The organism is Pseudomonas sp. 65/3-MNA-CIBAN-0223 (assembly GCF_040310425.1).
In the GTDB taxonomy this organism is placed as follows: domain Bacteria; phylum Pseudomonadota; class Gammaproteobacteria; order Pseudomonadales; family Pseudomonadaceae; genus Aquipseudomonas; species Aquipseudomonas gregormendelii.
On record NZ_JBEOPV010000001.1, the window covers coordinates 255,577 to 277,117 of the forward strand.

Here is a 21,541-nt window from a genome sequence, read left to right on the forward strand (position 1 = left end):
CCGTTCAATCAGTGGCTGGACGCGCTGGCGGCACCCAGGCCGGTCTGGGCCCGGACAAACTGGTCGGCGTAGGCATCACGCTCTTTGCCGGCCCGCACGCTGCGGTCGAGTTTCGACACCACGACGATCACCAGGAACGCCAGCGGCATGGAGAACAGGGCAGGGTGGTCGTAGGGGAAGATGGCGTGGGCATGGCCCAGCACGGTCACCCAAACGGCAGGCGACAGGATCACCAGTACCAAGGCGCAAATCAGACCGGCAAACCCGCCGATGATCGCGCCTTTGGTGGTCAGGTCTTTCCAGTACATGGCCATGATCAGCACCGGGAAGTTGGTCGACGCGGCGATGCCGAACGTCAGGCCCACCAGGAACGCGACGTTCATCTTCTCGAACAGGATGCCCAGCAGGATTGCGATGATGCCAAGACCGACGGTGGCCATGCGGGTAACGCGCATTTCCTGTTTCTCGGTCGCCTTGCCTTTCTTGAAGACCGTGGCGTAAAGGTCGTGGGAGATCGCCGAAGCGCCGGCCAGTGCCAGGCCGGACACCACCGCCAGGATGGTGGCGAAGGCCACCGCCGAGAGGAAACCGAAGAACAGGTTACCGCCCACTGCCTTGGCCAGGTGCATGGCAACCATGTTGCCACCACCTATCAGGGTGCCGCCGACTTCGCCGTTGACGTAGTACTGCGGGTCGGTGCCGATGATCACCATCGCGGCGAAACCCAGGGTGCAGACCACCAGGAAGAAGAAGCCAATGAAGCCGGTTGCGTAGAACACCGACTTGCGCGCTTCCTTGGCATTGGGCACGGTGAAGAAGCGCATCAGAATGTGCGGCAGGCCGGCAATGCCAAACACCAGGCCAAGGGACATGGAGGCGGTGTTGATCGGGTCGGCGAGCATCGAGCCTGGGCCCATGATGTTCCAGCCGCTGGCATGTGCCTCGACCGCCCGGGTTGCCAGGGCTTCATAGCTGAACCCGAACTGCGACATGGCCATCACCGCCAGGGTCGTTCCGCCTGCGAGCAGCAACACGGCCTTGATGATCTGTACCCAAGTGGTGGCGATCATGCCGCCGAAGATCACGTACACCAGCATCAATGCACCGACGATCACCACGGCCACCGGGTAGTCGAGACCGAACAGCAGCTTGATCAACTGACCGGCACCGACCATCTGCACGATCAGGTAGCAGCACACCACGGTCAGCGAACCGAACGCGGCAAAAATCCGTACTTTGTTCTGGTCCAGCCGATAGGAAACAATGTCGGCGAAGGTGTAGCGCCCCAGGTTGCGCAAGCGCTCGGCCATCAGGAAAGTAATGATCGGCCAGCCGACAAAAAAGCCGATGGTGTAGATGAAGCCATCATAGCCCTTGGCAAATACCAGGCTCGACAGCCCCAGCAGCGTGGCCGCGGACATGTAGTCGCCGGCAATCGCCAGGCCGTTCTGGAAGCCGGTGATGCCACCGCCTGCGGTATAGAAGTCAGAGGTGGATTTGGTCTGGCGTGCGGCCCACCAGGTGATCGCCAGCGTGCCCAGGACGAACACGAAGAACATGCCAATCGCATGCAGGTTCAGTGGCTGCTTTTCGGCGACGCCGGTCAGGGGCGCGGCCAGTGCCAGGCTCGCAGGCAAAAGGCCGGCAGCGGCAATCAGGAATTTACGCAGGATGCTCATCACTTGCTCTCCTCGAGAATGGCTGCGCCCAGCGCGTCGAAGCGGGTGTTGGCGCGGTACACGTACCATCCCGTCAGCAACCAGGAAAACACGATGATCGCTGCGCCCACCGGCATGCCCAGGGTCATCATCCGGTGCTCGGCGAGCGGGGCGTGCAACCACTGTGGGAAGAACGCCACCACCGCCATGAACATGTAGTAGGTGCCCAGCACCGCTGCGCTGAGCGACCAGGCCAGGCGTGAACGGCTGCTGACCAGCTGCAGGAATTTCGGATTGCCGCGTATGCGTTCACAGCGCTGGGTATCGGTTGAATGGATGTCGATCATGGGAAGCTCCACCTTGTCTTGTTGTTATCGGAGTGAAAGGCCAAATTCGGCTTGCACGAGCCCGAAGCGGCAGGAAATCGACCTGCCGCCTGAGGGGTAGTGCTGGTTCGGGTTAGAGTGCCTTGGCCCTGTCGCGCAGGACGTACTTCTGGACCTTCCCGGTCGAGGTCTTGGGCAGCAGGGTGAAGATCACCGTGCGCGGGACTTTGAAACCGGCGAGGTGTTCGCGGCAGAAACTGATGATGTCGGCCTCGCGCACATCCTGGTAATCGGCCTTGAGCGTGATGAAGGCGCAGGGGGTCTCGCCCCATTTCTCATCAGGACGTGCAACGACTGCGGCTTCCATCACACCCGGATGGCGATACAGCACGCCTTCCAGTTCGATGGTGGAAATGTTCTCGCCACCGGAAATAATAATGTCCTTGAGCCTGTCCTTGATCTCGACGTAGCCGTCGGGATGACACACCGCCAGGTCGCCGGTGTGAAACCATCCACCTTCAAATGCCTCGGCGGTGGCCGTCGGGTTTTTCAGGTAACCCTTCATCACGGTGTTGCCGCGCATGAACACCTCGCCGATGGTCTGGCCGTCGCGCGGCGTCGGTTCGAGCGTTTTCGAGTCGCCGACCATGACCCCTTCAAGCGTCGGATAGCGCACGCCTTGGCGGGACTTGATCTGCGCCCGTTCTTCCAGAGGCAGCTCATCCCATTCGGCGTGCCAGGCGCAGAGTGTTACCGGGCCGTAGGTTTCGGTCAGGCCGTAGACGTGAGTGACCTTGATGCCCATCTGTTCCACTGCACCGATGACCTTGGCCGGCGGTGCCGCGCCGGCGACCATCGCGTTGACCGGATGATCAATCGCGGCCTTGGCCGACTCTGGCATGTTCACCAGTGCGTTGAGCACGATCGGCGCACCGCACAGGTGAGTGACCTGATGTTCGCGGATCAGCGTAAGGATTCGTTGCGGGTCGACCCGACGCAGGAACACGTGCACCCCGGCCAGGGCGGTGATGGTCCAGGGGTAACACCAGCCGTTGCAATGGAACATCGGCAGGGTCCATAGGTACACCGGGTGATTGCCCATCGCCCAGGTCATCTGGTTGCCCAAGGCGTTGAGATAGGCGCCGCGATGGTGGTAGACCACCCCCTTGGGGTTGCCGGTGGTGCCGGAGGTGTAGTTCAGCGAGATGGCTTGCCACTCATTGACCGGCCATTTCCAGTCGAACGCCGGATCGCCTTCGGCCAGCAGCGCCTCGTAGTCCAGCTCGCTGACGGCCTGGCCCTCGCCGTATTCCGGGTCGTTGACGTCGATGACCAGCGGCGGATGGTCGAGCATGCCGATGGCGGCGTGGATCACGTCATGGAATTCCCGATCGGTGATCAGCACTTTCGCTTCACCATGCTGGAGCATGAACGCGATGGCTTCGGCGTCCAGGCGCACGTTGAGGGGGTTGAGCACCGCACCGATCATCGGCACCCCGAAGTGCACTTCAAGCATCTCGGGGATGTTTGGCAGCATCACCGCCACCGTGTCGTCCTTGCCGATGCCGCGCCCGGCCAATGCCGACGCCAGGCGCCGGCAGCGGGTGTAGGTCTGCGCCCAGGTGCGGCGGATCGACCCGTGGATCACGGCAGGGTAGTGGGGATAGACGTTGGCAGTACGCTCGAGGAAGCTGAGCGGAGACAAAGCGATGTGATTGACCGCCGAAGGGCCTAGCCCTTGTTCATAGATCGACATGTTCGGATACTCGGTGGCTGATTGTTAGCTCTACAGATGGCTCGTCGGCGTCGCCGCCGCGTGCATCTTTTATGTCTGGTTTGCTTTATATAACATTCAGCCATCGATATGGAAGTACAACCTATAGCGTATAGTATATGTACTATATTATATTCATCCTGCTCTAAATGAATGCCGCCGAGCCGCCAGTGCCGGTATATCCTTGGACGCCACCCCGATGCGGACCCGCGATGACCCCGACTCCTGTTCGACTGCACAGCTGGTTGCGCCTGCAACGCGAGGGCGTGCCCATGGCCGCCCGCGCCGACGCCTTGTGTCGGGCCTTGCAAGACTGTCCCGAAGTGCGGCGTGCGGTGTACCTGAGCTGGCAACCACTGGCCGGCATTTACAGCCATGAGGGCGGCGCCCAGCATTTCCCGCCGGGGCAGGGCGATCCGGTGCTGGCCAGTGACCGGCTGCTGTTCGAGGCCTTGACGGCTGCCGGGCGCCTGGACCTGGCGCAAGTGCGCCGGCTCGATTGCTGGTTGGCCGGTCGCCTGCGCCGCGCTGCCATCAGCCACGGCCAGGTGTTCGACCTGGGGTTACAGCCGGGGCAGGCCGGGTTGCTGCTGGTGGAAGTCTGCGAAGGGGTGAGTTTTGACTGGCTGGGTTGGGTTCGCGACTTGCTGACGACCCTGCTCAGTAGCGTCAACGGCATGTTGCGTGGCTCGCCGCTATTGGGGCACGACCCACAACCGGGCCTGCTGCTTGATGCCCAGGGACGTCCGCAGGAATTTAATGCGGCGCTGCTGGCCCTGCTGGCGGAAAAACCCCTGACCGACGTGCTGGGTTTTCTGCCGGTCAACCATCGGGTGCTGGTGCGCGCCTGTCTCGACCAGCAGCGCGCCATCGAAGGCGTCGAAGCCCAGTTCGAGGACCAGGTGCTGATCTGGACCTTCATTCCAGACCCTCAGGACAACCGCGTGCTCGCCCGTTGTCGCGACGCTACCGTGCAGGTGCTGGCTGAGCGAGAGGCCGCCACGGCGCGCCGCCTGTACCGGCTGATCATCGAGAACACCACCGACCTGATTTCCCGGCACTCCCCGGACGGACGCTTTCTGGATGCCTCGCCCGCGTCCTGGACCTTGCTTGGCTACTGGCCCGAAGAACTGCGCGGGCAAATGGCCCAGGGCCTGTTCCACGGCCAGGACCTGGCGAGCCTGGTGCAGCGGGCGCGTGACGCGCTGGAGCAGGACGGTTATCACACCATGACCTATCGCATTCGTCATCGAGACGGCCACTACCTGTGGTTCGAAACCGCGAGCCGGGCCATCCGCGAGACCTACACCGGCACCGTCGTCGAAGTGGTCAGCGTCTCCCGTGACATCACCGCCCGGGTCCAGGCCGAAGAAAACAATCGCCGCCTGGCCGAAGTGGTCGAAGCCAATACTGACCCGGTGCTGTTCATCGACCCCGACGGGCACGTCACCTACCTCAATCCCGCTGCGCGTCGAATCCTGGGCATCAACCCGCCACAACCGATGCCGTCCATGGAGGACCTGTTTGCCAGCGCCGACCTGCTGCGCGTGCAACGCCAGGGCTGGGCCGCTGCCGAGCGTGATGGGGTGTGGAGCACCGATGCCCGGCTGCTGCCGCCGGCTGGGGGCGCAGGTGTTCCGGTATCCCTGGTGTTGCTGGCCCACCGCGCGGCGGGGGGGGAGCGTTATTACTCGCTGGTGGCGCGGGACATGACCGAACGCGAACTGCGCGAGACCCAGCAGCGCCGCCACCAGGACGAACTGGCGCACACGGCGCGGCTGGTCACCCTGGGTGAACTGGCCTCAGGCATCGCCCATGAAATCAACCAGCCACTGGCCGCGGTGGTCAACTATGCCAACGCCAGCCAACGTTACCTGCAGTCCCTGGGCTCAAATCCCCAGGCTGCCGAACGCGTCGCCCAGGGGCTGGAGCGCATCACCCACCACGCCACCCATGCCTCCGGGGTGATCCGTCGCCTGCGGGCCTTCCTGCGCAAGGGCCAGCGCCGCATGCAAGCCCTGGACATCGCCGATGTCGCCCGCGAAGCGGTGCGCTTGTGCGCCTGGGAAGCGAGCAATTGCCAAGTGACAATCGAGGATCGGCTGCCGGATAATCTGCTGCCAATTTATGCGGACCGCGTATTGCTCGAACAGGTCCTGCTCAACATTCTGCGCAATGCCATCGATGCCAATCGCGAACAACATCCCGGCCAGCCTTCGCTGATCGTCATGGCCGCGGGACTGTGCGGCAGTGCGACCGTGGAATTCAGTGTGCAGGACCAGGGCCCGGGGGTGAGCGAGGCGCAACTTGAGCAGATATTCACGCCGTTCTACACTAGCAAGGCCGATGGCCTGGGTCTGGGCCTGTCCATGAGCCGCAGCATCATCGAAGGCTTCGGTGGGGCGCTGCAGGCCAGGCGCCAACCCCGCGGGCTGCTGATGATGTGCCGCTTACCGCTTGCCGGCCCGACCAAACAACAACAGGAATAACGCAATGGCAGCTGTGATGGAGCACGTGGTGTACGTGGTCGACGATGACCAGGGGATGCTCGATTCCACGGTGTGGCTACTCGAATCCGTTGGCCTCAAGGCCCTGGCATTTACCAGCGGGGTTGCCTTTCTTGACGCCTGCGATGCCAGCCTCGACGCCTGCGTGCTGCTTGACGTGCGCATGCCGGGGATGGGCGGCCTGAACGTACAGGAAGAAATGCGCACCCGTGGCCTGAACCTGCCCGTAATCTTTGTCAGCGGCCACGCCGATGTGCCGATCGTGGTGCGCGCCTTCAAGGCTGGTGCGCACGATTTCATCGAGAAACCCTACAACGAGCAGTTATTGCTGGACAGCGTGCAACAAGCGCTCAGCAACAGCGCCGTTAATCGTTCCGGCGTCCAGGGCCATGAAGCCCTCAAGGCGCGACTGCTCACGCTCACCCCACGCGAGCGCGACGTGCTGGTGCCGCTGGTGCAAGGCTATACCACCCGGGAAATAGCCGAGCAGCTGGGGGTCAGCGCCAAGACCGTCGACCTCTACCGATCCCGCGTGATGAAACGCATGCAAGCCACCACCTTGCCCGACCTGGTCGGCATGGCCATCGCGGCCGGGTTGGTCGATCCGCTGAAACTACGCTGACCTCTCACACCGCCCACTGTGGGTCTATGCTGAGCGAACCACTTTCGCCACCTGCATGGAACCCGTCAATGGTGCCCACCCCGATAAACGAGAAGGCGCTGACCCGCACCCTGCTCGACGTGCTGATTCGTGCAGGGCTGATTACCGTCCTGGTGCTGTTCTGCTTCGAGATCTTCAGGCCGTTCCGCGACCTGATGCTGTGGTCGCTGATCCTGGCAATCACTCTCTACCCGCTGCAGACGCGGTTGATGAGGCGAGGCGGGCACAAGCCGGGGCACGTCGCGACCCTGCTCGTGCTGGCCGCGATCGTGATCCTGATGGTGCCGATCTACCTGTTGGGCACCTCCATTGCCGACTCAGTCGAGCGAGCGATGGTGCTGGTCAAGGGCGGCGCCTTCCATGTGCCGCCGCCGAATGCCGCGGTGGCCGACTGGCCGCTGGTCGGCAAGCCGCTGACGGAACTCTGGCTGCAGGCCTCCACCAACCTGCCTGACCTGACCGCCAAATACCTGCCGCAGATCAAGCATTTCAGCCTCGGTTTATTGAGCAAGCTGGCCGGGGTCGGCATGGGTTTCCTGATGTTCATTTTCGCCCTGATCATCGCCGGAATTTTCATGGCCTACGGCGAAGGCGGCAGCCGCAGCGCGGTGCAGATCGCCGCGCGGGTTAGCGGCCCTGCCAAGGGCCCGAAAATCGCCGAGCTGTGCACGGCGACGATTCGTGCAGTGGCCCTCGGCGTGGTGGGCATCGCTTTTATCCAGATGCTGCTGGTGGGGTTGGGTTTTGTCTTCAAGGGCGTGCCCGGTGCCGGCCTGCTGGCGCTGGCGGTATTGCTGCTGGGCATCATGCAGCTGCCGGTGACCCTGATCACGCTGCCGGTGATTGCCTTTGTGCTCACTACCGAGGGCGCGAGCACCGGGACGATCATCTTTTCCATCTACGTGTTCGTCGCCGGATTGGTAGACAACGTGCTCAAGCCTTTGCTGCTGGGGCGCGGCGTCGATGTACCGATGCCGGTGATCCTGATCGGCGCCCTGGGCGGCATGGTGTCCAACGGGATCATCGGGTTGTTCGTCGGGCCGGTAGTGCTGGCAGTGGGGTATCAACTGTTCTGGCAGTGGGTGCAGGACCGACCGGAACCAGAGCCGCAACAGGGGCCGCTGCACTGAGGCCGTACATTCTTTAAACCTTCTGATGACGCGAAGTGTCGATAACTGCAGAGCCCACACTTCGCCCATCCGAGGGGACGCCAATGATCGGTGTTGTCATACCCGCCCACAACGAAGAACAACACATCAGCGCTTGCCTGGCGTCCATCCTTGTGGCGGCACGCCACCCGCAGTTGCAGGGGCGCGAAGTCAGCATCCTGGTGGTGCTGGACGACTGTTCGGATGCCACCGGCACGCGGGTGCGCGCCATGGACGTGCCGACACTCGATGTCTGTTTCAGGAACGTCGGCAAGGCGCGGGCGACAGGGGCCGAGGTACTGCTGGAGGCGGGTGTGCAATGGCTGGCGTTCACGGATGCCGATACGGTTGTCCCGGCCGACTGGATCGCCCGCCAACTCGACTGCATGGCTGACGCCGTGTGCGGCACGGTTGAAGTGGACAACTGGGATGAGCACGGGGAGGGCGTTCGCAGCCGCTACCTGGAGCGCTATCAGTTCATCGAGAATCACCGGCATATCCACGGCGCGAACCTGGGGCTGAGCGCTGCGGCTTATAAAAACGCCGGCGGCTTTCAACACCTGGCTGCCCATGAAGACGTGCACCTGGTGGCCGACCTTGAGCGCATCCGTGCGCGTATCGTCTGGACCGCGTCCAACCCGGTGGTGACCAGCGCGCGCAAGGATTACAAATGCACCGGCGGTTTTGGCGAGTACCTGACATCGCTGGGCCAAGCCCTGGGTGCGGCGGCCTGCAACCACCCGCCAGCATCGATGCGCTGCCCTGAAATGGATGTGTAAACGCCTCAGTGACACGCGTCGCTGACGGCTTTCGCGGCGCGGCGCAACTCCTGTTTGACGTCCACCGGGATTCGCTGGCGCACCAGCCGCTGCTCAAGGAACGCCTGGTCACCCCCTGTCCCCACTTGCGCGTCGATGGCTGCCCCCTTGGCCTCCAGGGCTGCCGCGTGCGCGTCGATCACGGCATCGACCTCGGCATCATTACGGGCTGCATCCAGTCGCTCGATCAGTGCCGCCACTTCATCGGCTTCAGCCTTGGCATAAGCCTCGACGGTCATGCCGGAGGCGAGCGCCCGCGCGCGGATCTCAAGGTTCTTCATGGTCTGCTTGGCGTCTTCGCACAGTGCCGCTTGCTTGCGGCTGTCGGCGACTTGCCAATGAATCAATTGAAAGGTCAGGACGCCGACCATGGCAAGCGCCAGGACACTGAGCAGCAACGCGATCTTGAAGTTGTGGTGTGCCGTCATGGCTCGTCCATGGTGGGGTCTTTAGCGGGCTCTGCAAATAGATTAGAGGGGCGATTGAAAGTTTGCATTGAGTTAAGCAACTACCGACGACTGACAGCCATCGATTGGATATTTGCCGCCGGTCGCCAGCCATCAATCTTTAGCAAATTATCCCACGTGCAATTGCTTCAGATATCTGTGGGCGGCGCATTCGGTGAGTCACCGGATGAGTCAACTCAGCTCGCCACAGCTGGTGCCCTTTCTTTCGAGCAGGAAGCGCTGCGCAGCTCAAAACAGTTGCTACCGGTCGCCTCCCGGGCGCCCAATAAGCGGGCCAACCATCGATAGGAGTTTTTATGTCCGATCCCGTCTCGTCGAGCAGCGGCGCTTCGCGCTCCTGGCTTGAATTGGCCCGTGGCAGCAGTTGGTCGGGGGTGCTGTTCTGGTTGACGTTGATCGTCGTGACCTGCCTGCTGCTGTTCAGTGGCTACAGTGCATTGACCGAAGCCGACTCGGACGTTCTGCATTACGCCATGCTGGGCGGCACCGCCGGATTTGCCGCTACGGCACTGGGCGCATTAATGGCACTGGTACTGCGGGACGTCGCGGTCCGTACCCAGGACATCATGCTCGGCTTTGCTGCGGGAATGATGTTGGCGGCCAGCTCCTTTTCGCTGATCCTTCCAGGCATCGCCGCCGCCGACGCCATCACCGGCAGCAAACTGGTGTCTGCCGCGGTAGTGGTGCTGGGCATGGGGCTGGGCGTGGCCTTGATGGTCGGCCTTGATCGTTTTGTGCCCCACGAGCACCAGAAAAGCGGTCGGCGCGGCCCCGAGGTAGAACGCCTCAACCGGGTCTGGCTGTTTGTCCTGGCCATCACCCTGCACAACTTGCCCGAGGGCATGGCCATCGGCGTCAGTTTCGCGGACGGCGACATGAAGGTGGGTTTGCCCCTGACCACGGCCATCGCCATCCAGGATATTCCCGAAGGGCTTGCCATTGCGCTGGCGCTGCGGGTCACAGGCATCTCGGCTTTGAAGTCGGCCCTGGTGGCGATAGGTTCCGGGCTCATGGAACCGTTGGGCGCGATCATCGGCCTGGGCGTTTCATCGGCATTTGCCCTCGGCTATCCCGTAGCCTTGGGTCTGGCGGCCGGGGCGATGATCTTCGTGGTGTCCCACGAAGTGATTCCCGAAACCCACCGCAACGGCCATGAAACCCCAGCTACGCTTGGGTTGATGATGGGCTTTGGGGTGATGATGTTTCTTGATACCGCGTTGGGGTAAGTCCCGGCAGGCAGGGAGGCTCGGTGCATGACGCCACGTTAATTCAGTCTGCGAGACTCACCCACCGCTAACCTTCCAATGCTTGATGTCTTCAGCAAAGACTACCTGGCGCATCTCATGGGCAATGCCATAGGCCAGGGACTCATGGGCTGCGATGACTTTTTCCTCCGCTGACAGGCAATGAAAAATATCCAGCTTGGTATCCGCATTGGCGGTCTCCAGGGCATAGATTTGCACGTAACGCGCCAGGTCGTTATCCAGACTGGACAGGTACTCGCGCAGGCGCTGATGGTCCACCGAGCTTTGACTGAAGTACCAGTTCATCGGGTGAATCAGAAATCGCGAGTGAGGAGAGGTGATTCGTCGGTCTGCCGCCAGGAACATGATGATGCCCATGGATTCAATGTTGCCGGCGTTGATCGCGCACAGCGGTACCGGCAATGATTTCAGGAAAGTATAAAGCGTGAAGCCGAAGTTGGTGCTGCCGCCGCTGGTCGACAGGTTCAACAGCAGGGAAGTCGCACCCTGTTCAATGGCTTCCAGGCAGCAATCGCGAAAGCGCTCGGTGGTCGACTGATCGATCTGGCAGTGAAAATGAATAATGTGTTCGGTCATTGGTTTTCCTCCGGTCGCAAGCCCGTCGAGCCCCCATCGGTTCACCCGGATTAAGAAACTATAGGCCCGGTTCCGTTCGTCGTGAAGCAGGCATATTTATTCAAACTTTCGAATCCCCCTGTCCTCGGAACTATACGAGCCCTGGCGCTCGTAACCCACAATAAGAGGTATGCAGAGATGGCTAACAGCGGAAGTGATAAACCCGGCAACTTCGCAAATGACCGGGAAAAAGCCTCGGAAGCCGGCAAGAAAGGCGGCCAGGCTTCGGGCGGACGCCAGTCCGGTGAGGCCGGTAAGTCGACCGGCGGCGGCCAAGGCAGTGGTCGTGGCGGAAACTTCGCCGACGATCGGCAAAAAGCCTCTGAAGCAGGCAAGAAAGGAGGAGAAGCCAGTCATGGCGGCGGCGGGCGTAAATCCTGATGCCGTTTGAGCCTGATCAAGCCCTGCAGCCATGCGGGGCTTGATTCATTCAATTGTGTTTTTTACAGGTCATTTCCTTCGCTCCGTAACCCCAGGTCACCCGTGCCTCGCCCTGATGCTCCCAGAAGCTCTCGTTGCGCCCCTGGTAACGTGCCCCGCTGGCCGATTGCTCGACGAGCATCAATGACTGCTCACCCTTGTAAGTTGCCATCATCGAAGCAGGTTCGGTCTGGAAAAACGTCGCACTGAGCGTACCGTCCTGAGCACATTCACGTGTGGCTCGAAGTGCCTGGATCCTCAGGTACTGCTTTTGCGGCTTCAAACACAAAGCCTGCATCGACGATATGAGCCGGAGTTTAACAGCGTTATCTAGAAACTGCCTGCCAAGTACCATTGGGCATAGGGTGTGTTGGCAACTTTGAATCGGTTGTAGTCGGGGCTGCCGTCGTTCCACCAGACCGGCCCACGTTCCCCGAGTGCAACTTTGGCCGAGTTGACTTCCGCCCGGGCGGACTGCAACTGTTCGAGATCGCCGCTGGCCTTGGCAGCCTTGACCTGGCGTCGCGCGTTCATCAACTGATTGACCAGAAGTTGGCGCTTGTCAGCGGCCAGCGACGGGTCTGAACATCGCCACAGCTGACCTTTGACGACAAAGTAGCGGCCGTCCGGGGTGGTGGGGTTCATGGGTGCAGCTCCCTGTCGCTTGATGTCGGCGCGCAATCCGCAACATTCCCCACAACATGGCGATTGCTATCGCCATCCAGGAGGCGATCATGCTGAAGATTGTCATTGCAAGGCTCATAAATTCCTCCGCTGCTTTGTCGTCTCCGTGCTCTCACGATAGATGACCGCGGAGTGTCCGGGGGATTCAAATTTTCGTTAAATGACAACTAAGTCATCTGTAACTAATTCAAACTCTATTTTTTGGTGTAATGTTAGGGAACTCATCACGTAGAGATCTCCCATGTCCAAACTCGCAGAATTTCGCCAACTGGAAAAACACCTGGCAGAACAACTCCAGGCGCTGGAAGCATTGAAAGGTGATGCTGGCCTTAAGCAGGAAATTGAATTCGAAACCAAACTGCGCGCGCTCCTTGCCAAGTATGGTTACAGCTTGAAAGACATCGTCAACCTGCTCGACCCACAAGCCGGTCGCCGTGCACCTGCTGCCGAAGCCAAAACCGGCACGCGCAAGCCGCGTCAGGTCAAAGTCTACAAAAACCCGGAATCGGGTGAAGTTGTGGAAACCAAAGGTGGCAACCACAAGACCCTGAAAGAATGGAAAGCCAAGTACGGCTCCGAAAAAGTCGAGTCGTGGCTGGCCAAGTAATTCCGGTGCGCGCCTGATTTGCGTGCAACCGCTTAAGTTGCAGCACACACCCACATTAGCCCGCGAAAGCGGGCTTTTGTTTTTAGCCGCCTGACCCACGTTTGGCGGTTTGTCTCGTTCTGATAACTTCAAGAGCTGCGTGCAGAGCGTCTTTAAAATGTACGCTCATGTACATCGCGTGTACGCCATGAATCTGCGGGTGTACAGTGATCAGGAATTTTCAGTAAAAGGTGCACCCCAATGTCCCAGGCAGGACGAGCGAAGACCAAGGCGCAGGACGCGGGCTGGCGGGGCTCGGTTGATGTCTGGCTGGATGCCGCCTATGACGCGCTGAAGGAGTCGGGGGTGGACGCCGTGCGGGTGATGCCGCTGGCCAAGCGCCTGAATTTGTCCCGCACCAGCTTCTATTGGTTCTACGAGGACCGCGAACAACTGCTAGCGGCGCTGCTCGCCCGTTGGCGGGACAAGAACACCGGCGGCATGCTCAGCCAGTGCGAAAGTTACGCAGAGAGTATTTCCGAGGCGATTCTCAACGTTTTCAAGTGCTGGCTGAACCCGGAGCTGTTCGACTCACAATTCGAGTTCGCGGTGCGCAGCTGGGCGCTGCAGTCGGATGGAGTGTCTGGCGAAATCGCCTTGGCCGATGAGGCGCGCATCGGCGCACTGGCGGCGATGTTCCGCCGATTTGGCTACGACAACGAAGGGGCCGATGTACGCGCCAGGACGATCTACCTCACGCAGATCGGCTACATCTCTATGAAGACTACCGAAGATATCGTGGTGCGCTTCAGACGCATTCCACAGTACGTCAGCGTGTTTACCGGCAAGGCGCCCAAGCGGCGTGAGCTTGACCGTTTCTACGGGACCTTTGGCTACGCGCAAACAGAACCCGGCGTGTTTGTGCCCCTGGCTGAAACCTTCGAGGGAACCCCGATCGATGACGAGTAAGACCGTGGGAATCATCGGCGGTACCGGCTGGCTGGGGCGAGCCCTGGCCGAGGCGCTGCTCGACAGTCAGTTCATCGCGCCGCAGCATCTGTTGATCTCCAATCGCTCGGGCGTGACTGCGTTTGAACCAGGCGTACGGCTGCTCGCTGACAATCAGCACCTGGTGGATGAGAGCGATATCGTCGTGCTGTCGATTCGCCCGGAGCAGTTTCGGGAACTGCGCATCAACGCTCGGGGCAAGCAGGTGATCTCGCTGATGGCGGGCGTGTCGGCGCAAGCCATCAGTCTGGCGACCGGGGCGCAAGTCGTGGTGCGGGCGATGCCCAATGCGGCGGTGGAAATTCGGCAGTCGTTCACGCCCTGGTGCAGCAACGTCAGCCTGGATGAACAGGAAGCCTTGTGGATTCAAGGTCTTTTCGAATGCGTAGGCAGCGCAGACGCAGTGCCTGATGAAGCCTGTGTCGATTATCTCAGTGCGTTGTCGGGAACCGGCCCGGCACTCCCGGCCATGCTGCAACTGGCGCTGACACGGCAAGCAGTGGCTGCAGGCATTCCTCCGGATATCGCGCAACGAGCTGCTCAAGGCGTTGTCGTGGGTGGCGGGCAAATGTTGGTCCGGCACGATCCGCAACAGCTGATCGATTCGTTGCTGGCGTACCGGGGCGTGACAGCGGCAGCCCTGCAGTCGATGGTCGATGATGAGTTCGAGTCGCTGGTGGGGCGGGCGGTGGAAGCCGGCGCGCAGGTCGCACGCCGGGGCATGTAGAAGCGGCAAAAGCCTGCGCGCAGGCCTCCGTTTTCAGATGTCCTTTACCAGCCGCAGTGCGTCATAGATGGCCGCATGGGTATTGCGTGCCGAGACTGCGTCGCCAATGCGGAACAACTGGAAGCGCCCCTCGGGGTGGGTGACGAGGTGCTGCGCATTACCGGCGATGAGGTCATGCTGCTCGACTGCTCCGCCATTGCTGGAGAGCGGGCGCAGCTCGAAGTACAGGTCATCCAGGGGCAGGGTGCCGTGGTTGATTACCACCTGATCGACGACTCGCTGCTTGTGCACCTGTCCGTAATCACTGCCAAAAATCGCCACCAGCGTCCCATCGCGCTTGTGCACCTTCTCAACCCGGTAGGTCACGGTAAAGGTGACGTCCAGATCCTGCAGGCTGCGCATGTAAGGCACCAGGTTCATGGCCATGACTTCGGGGGCAAATGAGCGGTCGGGCGTGACGATTTCAAGGGTTGCGCCGCTCCTGGCGATGACTTCGGCGGCTTGCAGTGCGGCGTGATCCCCGGCATCGTCGAAAATCAGTACATTGCGCCCGGGCTTGATGTCACCGGAGATGATGTCCCAGGTCGAGACCACCAGTTCGTTGCCCTCGCGCAGGACTTCGGTGTGCGGCAGGCCCCCGGTGGCGACGATGACCACGTCTGGCTCGAAGGCTTGCACGGTGTCGGCCTCGGCCCAGGTGTTGAAATGAAATTTGACCCCCAGGCGTTCGCACTGCGCCATGCGCCAGTCGATGATGCTGATCATTTCGCGCCGGCGCTCGCTCAGGGCCGTCAGGCGTATCTGCCCGCCAGGCTGGTCCGCCGCTTCCAGCACGGTCACGTCATGGCCTCGTTCCCCTGCTACTCGCGCCGCCTCCAGCCCCGCCGGGCCGCTACCCACCACGACCACCCGGCGCTTGACCGCTGCCTTGGGAATGTCGTGGGGCATGGTGGTCTCGCGACCGGTCGCCGCGTTGTGGATGCAATAGGCGGCGCCCCCCTGATAGATGCGGTCCAGGCAGTAGTTGGCCCCCACGCACGGGCGGATGTCTTCTTCGCGCTTCTCGATGATCTTGCGCACGATGTGCGGGTCGGTCATGTGCGCCCGGGTCATGCCCACCATGTCCACCTTGCCCGAGGCAATCGCATAGCGCGCCGTGGCCACATCGGGAATTTTCGCCGCATGGAAAGTTGGGAAGCCGGTCGACGAGCGGATTTCTCCGGCGAAGTCGAGGTGCGGCGAGTTGCGCATGCCCTGAATAGGAATGACGTCGGTAAGGCCGGCATCGGTGTCGATGTGGCCACGCACGACGTTGAGAAAGTCCACCAGTCCGCTGTCCTTGAGCATGTGCGACACCTGCATGCCTTCGCTGGCATTGAAGCCGCCGGGCAGCTCTTCGTCACCGGTGTAGCGCACGCCCAGGAGGAAATCTTCACCCACCCGCTGGCGAATGCCGCGCAGGATGTCGAAGGTGAAGCGCATGCGGTTTTCCAGCGAACCGCCGTACGGCCCATCGAGGTCATTGGTCAAGGGCGACCAGAACTGGTCCATGAGATGCCCATAGGCCTGAAGCTCAAGGCCATCCAGGCCAGCGGCCTTCATGCGCTCGGCCGCGTCCACGTAATCCTTGATGATGCGCTCGATATCCCATTCTTCCATTTTCTTCGGGAAGGAGCGGTGTGACGCCTCGCGGCGGTGCGACGGTGATACCACCGGCAACCAGTCGGCCTTGTCCCAACGGGTGCGACGGCCCAGGTGGGTTAGCTGGATCATCACCGCTGCGCCGTGCTCATGGCATTCATCGGTCAGGTCTTTCAACCAGCCAACCACTTCGTCCTTGTAGGCCAGCACATTGTTGAACACGGGCGGGCTGTCCCGGGAGACGGCGGCGGAGCCGGCGGTCATGGTCAGTGCCACACCGGCCCTGGCGCGTTCCACGTGATAGGCGCGATAGAGATCCTTGGGCATGCCATCGACCGGGTAAGCCGGTTCATGGGAAGTGGTCATGATCCGGTTACGCAGGACCAGATTCTTGATTCTGTAAGGTTGCAGCAAGGGATCGCTGGACATCGGGACGCGCTCCGGGGTGGGCTTCATCAGGGCTCTTTGGCTGGAAATTAGGATAAATGTACACCGGTGTCAATGCAGGAATACATAGGTGTACATTTTGCTTGCGCAAGGCAAAACCCGTCGATAAGATCTAGCTCGCATGGCGCAGAGGAAGATTCCCGTGGCCCGGGTAACACGGGGCCGCGCCATTCACGACCGCAAGGCCGTTCACACCAAGACAAGCTGCCTTTCACCTCTCAGTAGGAAGACGCCTGATGAACGCTCACTCACCCGACAGAAAAACCCGCTACGCGGCTCTGCTCAGTCTTGTGCTCGCCGCCAGTACTTCGTTGGCCCAGGCAGCCGACCAGGCGCCGGTGCGCATTGGCTGGGTCAACTGGTCCGATACCGAGATCACCGTCAAGCTGGCGACCACAGCCTTGCAAGACCGCCTCAAGCAACCGGTGAAACTGGTGATGGCCGACATCGGCATCCAGTTCCAGGCGCTGGCCAACGGCAACATCGACCTGATCCCGATGGTCTGGCTGCCGAGCACGCACAAGGCGTTCTATGACAAGTACAAAGACCGGCTCGAAGACCTTGGGGTGCTGTATGAGGGGCGTATCGGCATGGCGGTGCCGAGTTCGGTGCCGTTGAGCGAGGTGGCCAGCGTCGAAGACCTGAACAAGCCTGAGGTCCGGGCCAGGCTGGAAGGCAAGATCCTCACCTCGGAAGTGGGTAACGGCCAGTACAAGCTGACGGTCAAGGCCATCGATGAGTACAAACTTGAGGGCTACAAGCTGGTGGCGTCCTCTGAGACCGGGATGCTCAATGAGCTGGATCGCAATCTGAAGCGCGATAAATGGTCGCTGGTCAATGCCTGGAGCCCGCACTGGATGTTCTCCAAGTGGCCGTTGCGCTACCTGGATGATCCGAAGCAGATCTTTGGCGGCGCCGAGCAAATCCACGCTGTGGCGCGCAAGGGCTTTAGCGAGCAGTACCCCGAAGTGGCGTATTTCTTCGCCCACTATTCGGTGCCCAAGGCGGACCTGGAGGCGCTGATGATGGAGGCTCGGCAGAGTTCGTCCGACAAGGTGGTAGCGGCATATTACGCGGCCAACAAACCGCGTTTCGACGCCATGTTCCAGCAGGGCGCAGAGGCCGTCAGCAGCCGTCAGCCCTGAAGGCTGCGGTGACCAGAGGCAGCCATGGAGTGGCGCCATTCGGTCGCCCACGGGTGCCGGTCCCGCAGGGTTGCCGCAAAGCCGAAACCAGCCCGCCGCCGGTGTACCCGGAGTCGCACCTGTCGTTCCTGGCCAACGTCTACAACCACCGCATTGATCCATAGGCGACGCGGCCGGGGTTGCGGCTGCGTTCGCCTTGGCCAAGGTGTGTCCGCGAGAATCCTTATGGCGTTACCTGATAACCACGCTGCTGCATGCAACTGCTGTAGGCGGATGACACCGCCGTCGTATTCTGCTCTGCGCTGCGGCGGTCCTGGCGACGATCCTGGCGCTGGCGGGACCCGCCCACCACTGCGCCAGCCACCGCTGCATCCTTGGCCTGGTTCTGGCGGTATTGCTGTTTGACGTCGTCGTCCACCCGATCATAGAACTCATCGTGCTGACGACCCCGCGCGCCGGCAACCGCAGCTCCGGCAACGGCGCCAGTCGCGGCTCCGCGTACACGCCCACCTGATTGCGGCGTCGTGCTCGAGCTCGTTGTGCTGCCAGCCTGGGACTGGCAGGCGCTGACGTCCTGCTGGATGATTGCCTGCGTCCGCACCTCTCATCATATCGCACGTGCCTCGACGCTTTGCGGGTCGGCCAACAGCCCCTCGACTTGCGCACGCTCCCAGGTACTCAGCAGCTCCACGGGATCAGTCCCATAACGATGCCAGTCGGCAAACGTGGCCGAGCGGCCATCCGCAGCGATGCAGGATTCACAGCGGGTGAGGGTGCCCTGGTCCTGGCACAGGTTGAGCACCCAGCCATCGACTTCAACACGGATCTGGCCCGAGTCAATTCCCGGAGAGGCCTGACGGCTGATTCGTTGGATAGACCGCGTACCCAGGGCCAGGTCTCTCAGGATCTGGCATACCTCACGGCTTGAAAGTGATTCGCGGGTCATTGTTCTGGCAATCTGGGGCAGTCATCAGGAAGGACTACAGCGTATCCGCAGCTCCCGCAAAGATCTATGACCCGTTTGCTGAAGCCAAACTCGTCCGAACTGATGGGCGAGAGGTCATGAGCATAAATGTTGTCAAGCATGCGGTCGTCAAAGCCAGTAACTGTTGATCGTTATCAACCTTTCATCGGTCATTGCGGTGCAATCTGCTGGCTGTGCTGAACTTTGGCGCACACGGACAAAGGAGCAATCAGCATGGCGACCATGAAAGCAGCAGTTTTCGTTGAGAAAAACCGGATCGTGCTGGAGGACAAACCCATTCCCGAGGTGGGCCCACTGGATGCGCTGATCCGTATCACCACCACGACCATTTGCGGCACCGACGTACACATCCTGCGCGGTGAATACCCAGTGGCCAAAGGGCTGACCGTGGGGCACGAACCGGTTGGTGTGATTGAACGACTGGGCTCTCAGGTGCGCGGCTTCGTCGAAGGGCAACGGGTCATTGCCGGAGCCATCACCCCCAGCGGCCAAAGTTACGCCTGCCTGTGCGGCTGCGCTTCCCAGGACGGCCCGGATACCCGCCACGGGTTTCGCGCCACAGGCGGCTGGAAATTCGGCAACATCATTGACGGCTGCCAGGCCGAGTACCTGCTGGTGCCGGACGCAATCGCCAATTTGTGTCCCATTCCCGACGGCCTCAGCGATGAGCAGGTACTCATGTGCCCGGACATCATGTCCACCGGATTTTCCGGGGCCGAGCGCGGTGAAGTGAGCATTGGCGATACCGTTGTCGTGTTTGCCCTCGGGCCGATCGGCCTGTGCGCGGTGGCTGGCGCCCGCCTCAAGGGCGCGACCACGATCATAGGCGTTGACGCCGTACCCGAACGCATGAGCGTCGCGCGGCAGCTGGGCGCGACCCATGTGGTCAATTTCAAGGACGGCAACGTGGTGGATCAGATCATGGCCCTGACCGATGGCCGAGGTGTCGATGTGTCCATCGAGGCATTGGGCACCCAAGGGACTTTCGAATCTGCCCTGCGGGTGCTGCGTCCCGGCGGTCGCTTGTCCAGCCTGGGGGTTTATTCAAGCGATCTGCGCATTCCGCTGGATGCCTTCGCCGCAGGATTGGGGGACTACAGCATCGTCACCACCCTGTGCCCCGGCGGCAAGGAGCGCATGCGTCGCCTGATGGCGGTGGTCAACAGCGGGGGCGTGGATCTGTCACCCCTGGTGACGCACCGCTACAAACTCGATGATATTGAAGCCGCCTATGACCTGTTTGCCCACCAGCGGGACGGGGTGATGAAAGTGGCGATCACACCGTGAGGATCGAACGTGCTTTGCCCAGGCGAATGAGCGCCTCATGATCGAGAGCCCGGGCCTCACGGGAGCCGCCGCTGCGCTTGGAATTGGCCTGCTCATCGGTCTTGAGCGCGAGCGGCACAAAGGCGAGGGGCAAAGCCGTGCCTGCGCCGGGTTGCGCACTTTCGCGATTACCGCGCTGCTGGGCTATGGGGCGATGCAGGTGGCTGGCGGCCTGCTGGTCGCGGCCCTGGCGATCACCCTTGGGGGGCTGGTGACGGTCGCCTACTGGCGCAGCTTAAGCTACGACCCTGGGGTGACCAGTGAAGTGGCCTTGCTCACCGTCTTGGTACTGGGGGCCCTCTGCAGCAGTCAGCCACAACTGGCGGTGACCATGGCGGTGGTGATGGCCGGATTGCTGGCGTACCGCGAGAAGTTGCACCACTTCGCCCGCAGCCAGTTAACCGATGGCGAAATGCGCGACGCACTGGTCCTGCTGACGGCCGCCCTGGTGGTGCTGCCGCTGGCGCCTGATCGCTATATCGGTCCGTATGGGGCGATCAACCTGCGTACCATTTGTACCCTGACCGTCCTGCTGATGGTGGTTGGGGCAGTGGGGCATGTCGCGGTTCGTGCCTTGGGCACCCGCTATGGCTATGCGATCAGCGCCATTGCCTCCGGATTTGCGTCCAGTACTGTGACAATCGCCGCGATGGGCCATATCGCCGCCGGGGAGCCGGTCAACGTCAAGCTCCTGAGCGCCGCCGCGATCTGGTCCAACCTCGCGACCTTCGTTCAAGCGGGCCTGATCCTGGGTGCGGTCGACACCGGTCTGCTGCGGCCGGTTTTCGGTCCACTGGTATGCGGCGCGCTTGCTACCGCCCTGTATGGCCTGTGCCTGATGTTTCCGAAAACTGCGACGAACGCCAGCCAGCCGATCAAGGTCGGCGGTGCGTTCAATCTCAAGCTGGCGCTGGTGGTGACCCTGACCGTGACCGGCATCACTTTCCTGTCCTCGGTGATGCTCAGGTACTACGGGGAAGCGGGGGTGATGGTGACGGCGACCTTCACCGGTTTCGCCGATGCCCATGCTTCGACGGCGTCGATTGCCTCCCTGGCCAAATCGGGTCAGTTGCCATTCGACGCCATTGCCGTGCCTGTACTGATCGCCATCAGCAGTAATTCGCTGAGCAAATGCGCGGTGGCGTGGGTCAGTGGTGGAAGCCGGTTCGCCCTTTACGTAATTCCGGGTCAGGTCCTGCTCACACTGGCAATGTGGGCTGGGATCTGGTTGCTCTGAATGAGGCCTCTACGCAAGCTGATAGAGATCAAGTCGCCCTTCACATAACCCATCAATCTTGATCAACCGCTGGCCGAAAGATCGCGGGGCGACGGT

The 21,541-nt window shown here is 61.5% G+C and carries 22 protein-coding genes and 1 pseudogene; 13 read left to right on the plus strand and 10 right to left on the minus strand.

Going from position 1 to position 21,541, the window contains the following annotated elements; genetic code table 11:
* Nucleotides 1–8: 8 nt before the first annotated feature.
* The 3 genes from AAEZ09_RS01025 to AAEZ09_RS01035 form a co-directional block, all read right to left on the minus strand.
* A complete protein-coding gene (locus AAEZ09_RS01025; RefSeq protein ID WP_205892342.1) occupies nucleotides 9–1,679 on the minus strand; it encodes a cation acetate symporter in 1,671 nt (556 codons plus the stop codon).
* Complete coding sequence (locus AAEZ09_RS01030) at nucleotides 1,679–2,005, minus strand: DUF485 domain-containing protein (RefSeq protein ID WP_045058590.1); 327 nt, start codon at nucleotides 2,003–2,005, stop codon at nucleotides 1,679–1,681. Before AAEZ09_RS01030 ends, AAEZ09_RS01025 begins: the two co-directional genes overlap by 1 nt.
* 112 nt (nucleotides 2,006–2,117) lie before the next feature.
* The gene (locus tag AAEZ09_RS01035) at nucleotides 2,118–3,740 is read right to left on the minus strand and encodes an acyl-CoA synthetase (protein ID WP_350597682.1); all 1,623 of its coding nucleotides are present in this window, start codon (nucleotides 3,738–3,740) and stop codon (nucleotides 2,118–2,120) included.
* Nucleotides 3,741–3,970: 230 nt separating this feature from the next.
* Here AAEZ09_RS01035 and AAEZ09_RS01040 point away from each other — a divergent pair, with 230 nt between their 5' ends.
* The 4 genes from AAEZ09_RS01040 to AAEZ09_RS01055 all read left to right on the plus strand — a co-directional run bounded on the left by AAEZ09_RS01040 (nucleotide 3,971) and on the right by AAEZ09_RS01055 (nucleotide 8,853).
* Complete coding sequence (locus AAEZ09_RS01040; RefSeq protein ID WP_350597684.1) at nucleotides 3,971–6,247, plus strand: PAS domain-containing sensor histidine kinase; 2,277 nt, start codon at nucleotides 3,971–3,973, stop codon at nucleotides 6,245–6,247.
* A 4-nt stretch (nucleotides 6,248–6,251) separates the two neighbouring features.
* Nucleotides 6,252–6,887: a response regulator transcription factor gene (locus AAEZ09_RS01045; RefSeq protein WP_045058587.1), complete on the plus strand. Its 636-nt coding sequence runs from the start codon at nucleotides 6,252–6,254 to the stop codon at nucleotides 6,885–6,887.
* A gap of 68 nt (nucleotides 6,888–6,955) precedes the next feature.
* Nucleotides 6,956–8,056 carry an AI-2E family transporter gene (locus tag AAEZ09_RS01050; protein ID WP_350597686.1) on the plus strand — a complete coding sequence of 367 codons (1,101 nt, stop codon included), beginning with the start codon at nucleotides 6,956–6,958 and terminating at the stop codon, nucleotides 8,054–8,056.
* Between the two features lie 83 nt (nucleotides 8,057–8,139).
* On the plus strand, nucleotides 8,140–8,853 hold the full coding sequence (locus tag AAEZ09_RS01055) for a glycosyltransferase family 2 protein (protein ID WP_350597687.1): 714 nt from the start codon (nucleotides 8,140–8,142) through the stop codon (nucleotides 8,851–8,853).
* A 5-nt stretch (nucleotides 8,854–8,858) separates the two neighbouring features.
* Here the strand turns inward: AAEZ09_RS01055 and AAEZ09_RS01060 are convergent, their stop codons facing one another.
* Nucleotides 8,859–9,320 carry a hypothetical protein gene (locus AAEZ09_RS01060; RefSeq protein ID WP_350597689.1) on the minus strand — a complete coding sequence of 154 codons (462 nt, stop codon included), beginning with the start codon at nucleotides 9,318–9,320 and terminating at the stop codon, nucleotides 8,859–8,861.
* A gap of 335 nt (nucleotides 9,321–9,655) precedes the next feature.
* On the opposite strand from AAEZ09_RS01060, the gene AAEZ09_RS01065 reads away from it, so the two are divergent.
* On the plus strand, nucleotides 9,656–10,585 hold the full coding sequence (locus AAEZ09_RS01065) for a ZIP family metal transporter (protein ID WP_350597691.1): 930 nt from the start codon (nucleotides 9,656–9,658) through the stop codon (nucleotides 10,583–10,585).
* A gap of 57 nt (nucleotides 10,586–10,642) precedes the next feature.
* Here the strand turns inward: AAEZ09_RS01065 and AAEZ09_RS01070 are convergent, their stop codons facing one another.
* Nucleotides 10,643–11,200, minus strand: coding sequence for an ATP-dependent Clp protease proteolytic subunit (locus AAEZ09_RS01070; RefSeq protein ID WP_045058582.1), 558 nt, complete (start codon nucleotides 11,198–11,200; stop codon nucleotides 10,643–10,645).
* A 204-nt stretch (nucleotides 11,201–11,404) separates the two neighbouring features.
* Here AAEZ09_RS01070 and AAEZ09_RS01075 point away from each other — a divergent pair.
* Nucleotides 11,405–11,620, plus strand: a pseudogene (locus tag AAEZ09_RS01075) (con-10 family general stress protein); the annotation flags it as partial.
* A gap of 49 nt (nucleotides 11,621–11,669) precedes the next feature.
* Here the strand turns inward: AAEZ09_RS01075 and AAEZ09_RS01080 are convergent.
* Together AAEZ09_RS01080 and AAEZ09_RS01085 are read right to left on the minus strand one after the other, a co-directional pair.
* Nucleotides 11,670–11,942: an MliC family protein gene (locus AAEZ09_RS01080; RefSeq protein ID WP_350597694.1), complete on the minus strand. Its 273-nt coding sequence runs from the start codon at nucleotides 11,940–11,942 to the stop codon at nucleotides 11,670–11,672.
* A 47-nt stretch (nucleotides 11,943–11,989) separates the two neighbouring features.
* Nucleotides 11,990–12,304, minus strand: a complete 315-nt coding sequence (locus AAEZ09_RS01085; RefSeq protein WP_350597695.1) for a hypothetical protein — start codon at nucleotides 12,302–12,304, stop codon at nucleotides 11,990–11,992.
* 280 nt (nucleotides 12,305–12,584) lie between these two features.
* Between AAEZ09_RS01085 and AAEZ09_RS01090 the strand changes: the two genes are divergently transcribed.
* From AAEZ09_RS01090 to AAEZ09_RS01100, 3 genes are all read left to right on the plus strand, one after another.
* The gene (locus AAEZ09_RS01090; protein WP_045058578.1) at nucleotides 12,585–12,950 is read left to right on the plus strand and encodes a histone-like nucleoid-structuring protein, MvaT/MvaU family; all 366 of its coding nucleotides are present in this window, start codon (nucleotides 12,585–12,587) and stop codon (nucleotides 12,948–12,950) included.
* A 240-nt stretch (nucleotides 12,951–13,190) separates the two neighbouring features.
* Nucleotides 13,191–13,898 (plus strand): TetR/AcrR family transcriptional regulator, encoded by a 708-nt coding sequence (locus AAEZ09_RS01095; RefSeq protein WP_205892348.1) that lies wholly within the window; start codon nucleotides 13,191–13,193, stop codon nucleotides 13,896–13,898.
* Entirely contained in the window at nucleotides 13,888–14,664 is a 777-nt protein-coding gene (locus AAEZ09_RS01100) for a pyrroline-5-carboxylate reductase family protein (protein ID WP_350597696.1), read from the plus strand. The genes AAEZ09_RS01095 and AAEZ09_RS01100 overlap by 11 nt, the downstream gene beginning before the upstream one ends.
* Before the next feature lie 33 nt (nucleotides 14,665–14,697).
* Here the strand turns inward: AAEZ09_RS01100 and AAEZ09_RS01105 are convergent, their stop codons facing one another.
* Nucleotides 14,698–16,734 carry an oxidoreductase gene (locus AAEZ09_RS01105; RefSeq protein ID WP_350597826.1) on the minus strand — a complete coding sequence of 679 codons (2,037 nt, stop codon included), beginning with the start codon at nucleotides 16,732–16,734 and terminating at the stop codon, nucleotides 14,698–14,700.
* Nucleotides 16,735–16,988: 254 nt separating this feature from the next.
* Between AAEZ09_RS01105 and AAEZ09_RS01110 the strand changes: the two genes are divergently transcribed.
* A complete protein-coding gene (locus AAEZ09_RS01110; protein WP_350597699.1) occupies nucleotides 16,989–17,897 on the plus strand; it encodes a glycine betaine ABC transporter substrate-binding protein in 909 nt (302 codons plus the stop codon).
* 8 nt (nucleotides 17,898–17,905) lie between these two features.
* Complete coding sequence (locus tag AAEZ09_RS01115; RefSeq protein ID WP_205892375.1) at nucleotides 17,906–18,061, plus strand: hypothetical protein; 156 nt, start codon at nucleotides 17,906–17,908, stop codon at nucleotides 18,059–18,061.
* A 59-nt stretch (nucleotides 18,062–18,120) separates the two neighbouring features.
* Here AAEZ09_RS01115 and AAEZ09_RS01120 read toward each other — a convergent pair whose 3' ends face one another.
* The gene (locus tag AAEZ09_RS01120) at nucleotides 18,121–18,498 is read right to left on the minus strand and encodes a hypothetical protein (protein ID WP_350597701.1); all 378 of its coding nucleotides are present in this window, start codon (nucleotides 18,496–18,498) and stop codon (nucleotides 18,121–18,123) included.
* 6 nt (nucleotides 18,499–18,504) lie between these two features.
* Nucleotides 18,505–18,843, minus strand: a complete 339-nt coding sequence (locus AAEZ09_RS01125; RefSeq protein WP_350597702.1) for a DUF7693 family protein — start codon at nucleotides 18,841–18,843, stop codon at nucleotides 18,505–18,507.
* Nucleotides 18,844–19,095: 252 nt separating this feature from the next.
* Between AAEZ09_RS01125 and AAEZ09_RS01130 the strand changes: the two genes are divergently transcribed.
* Nucleotides 19,096–20,169 (plus strand): NAD(P)-dependent alcohol dehydrogenase, encoded by a 1,074-nt coding sequence (locus tag AAEZ09_RS01130; RefSeq protein ID WP_045058574.1) that lies wholly within the window; start codon nucleotides 19,096–19,098, stop codon nucleotides 20,167–20,169.
* Nucleotides 20,170–20,206: 37 nt separating this feature from the next.
* Complete coding sequence (locus AAEZ09_RS01135; RefSeq protein ID WP_350597704.1) at nucleotides 20,207–21,445, plus strand: MgtC/SapB family protein; 1,239 nt, start codon at nucleotides 20,207–20,209, stop codon at nucleotides 21,443–21,445.
* Nucleotides 21,446–21,541: the final 96 nt, after the last annotated feature.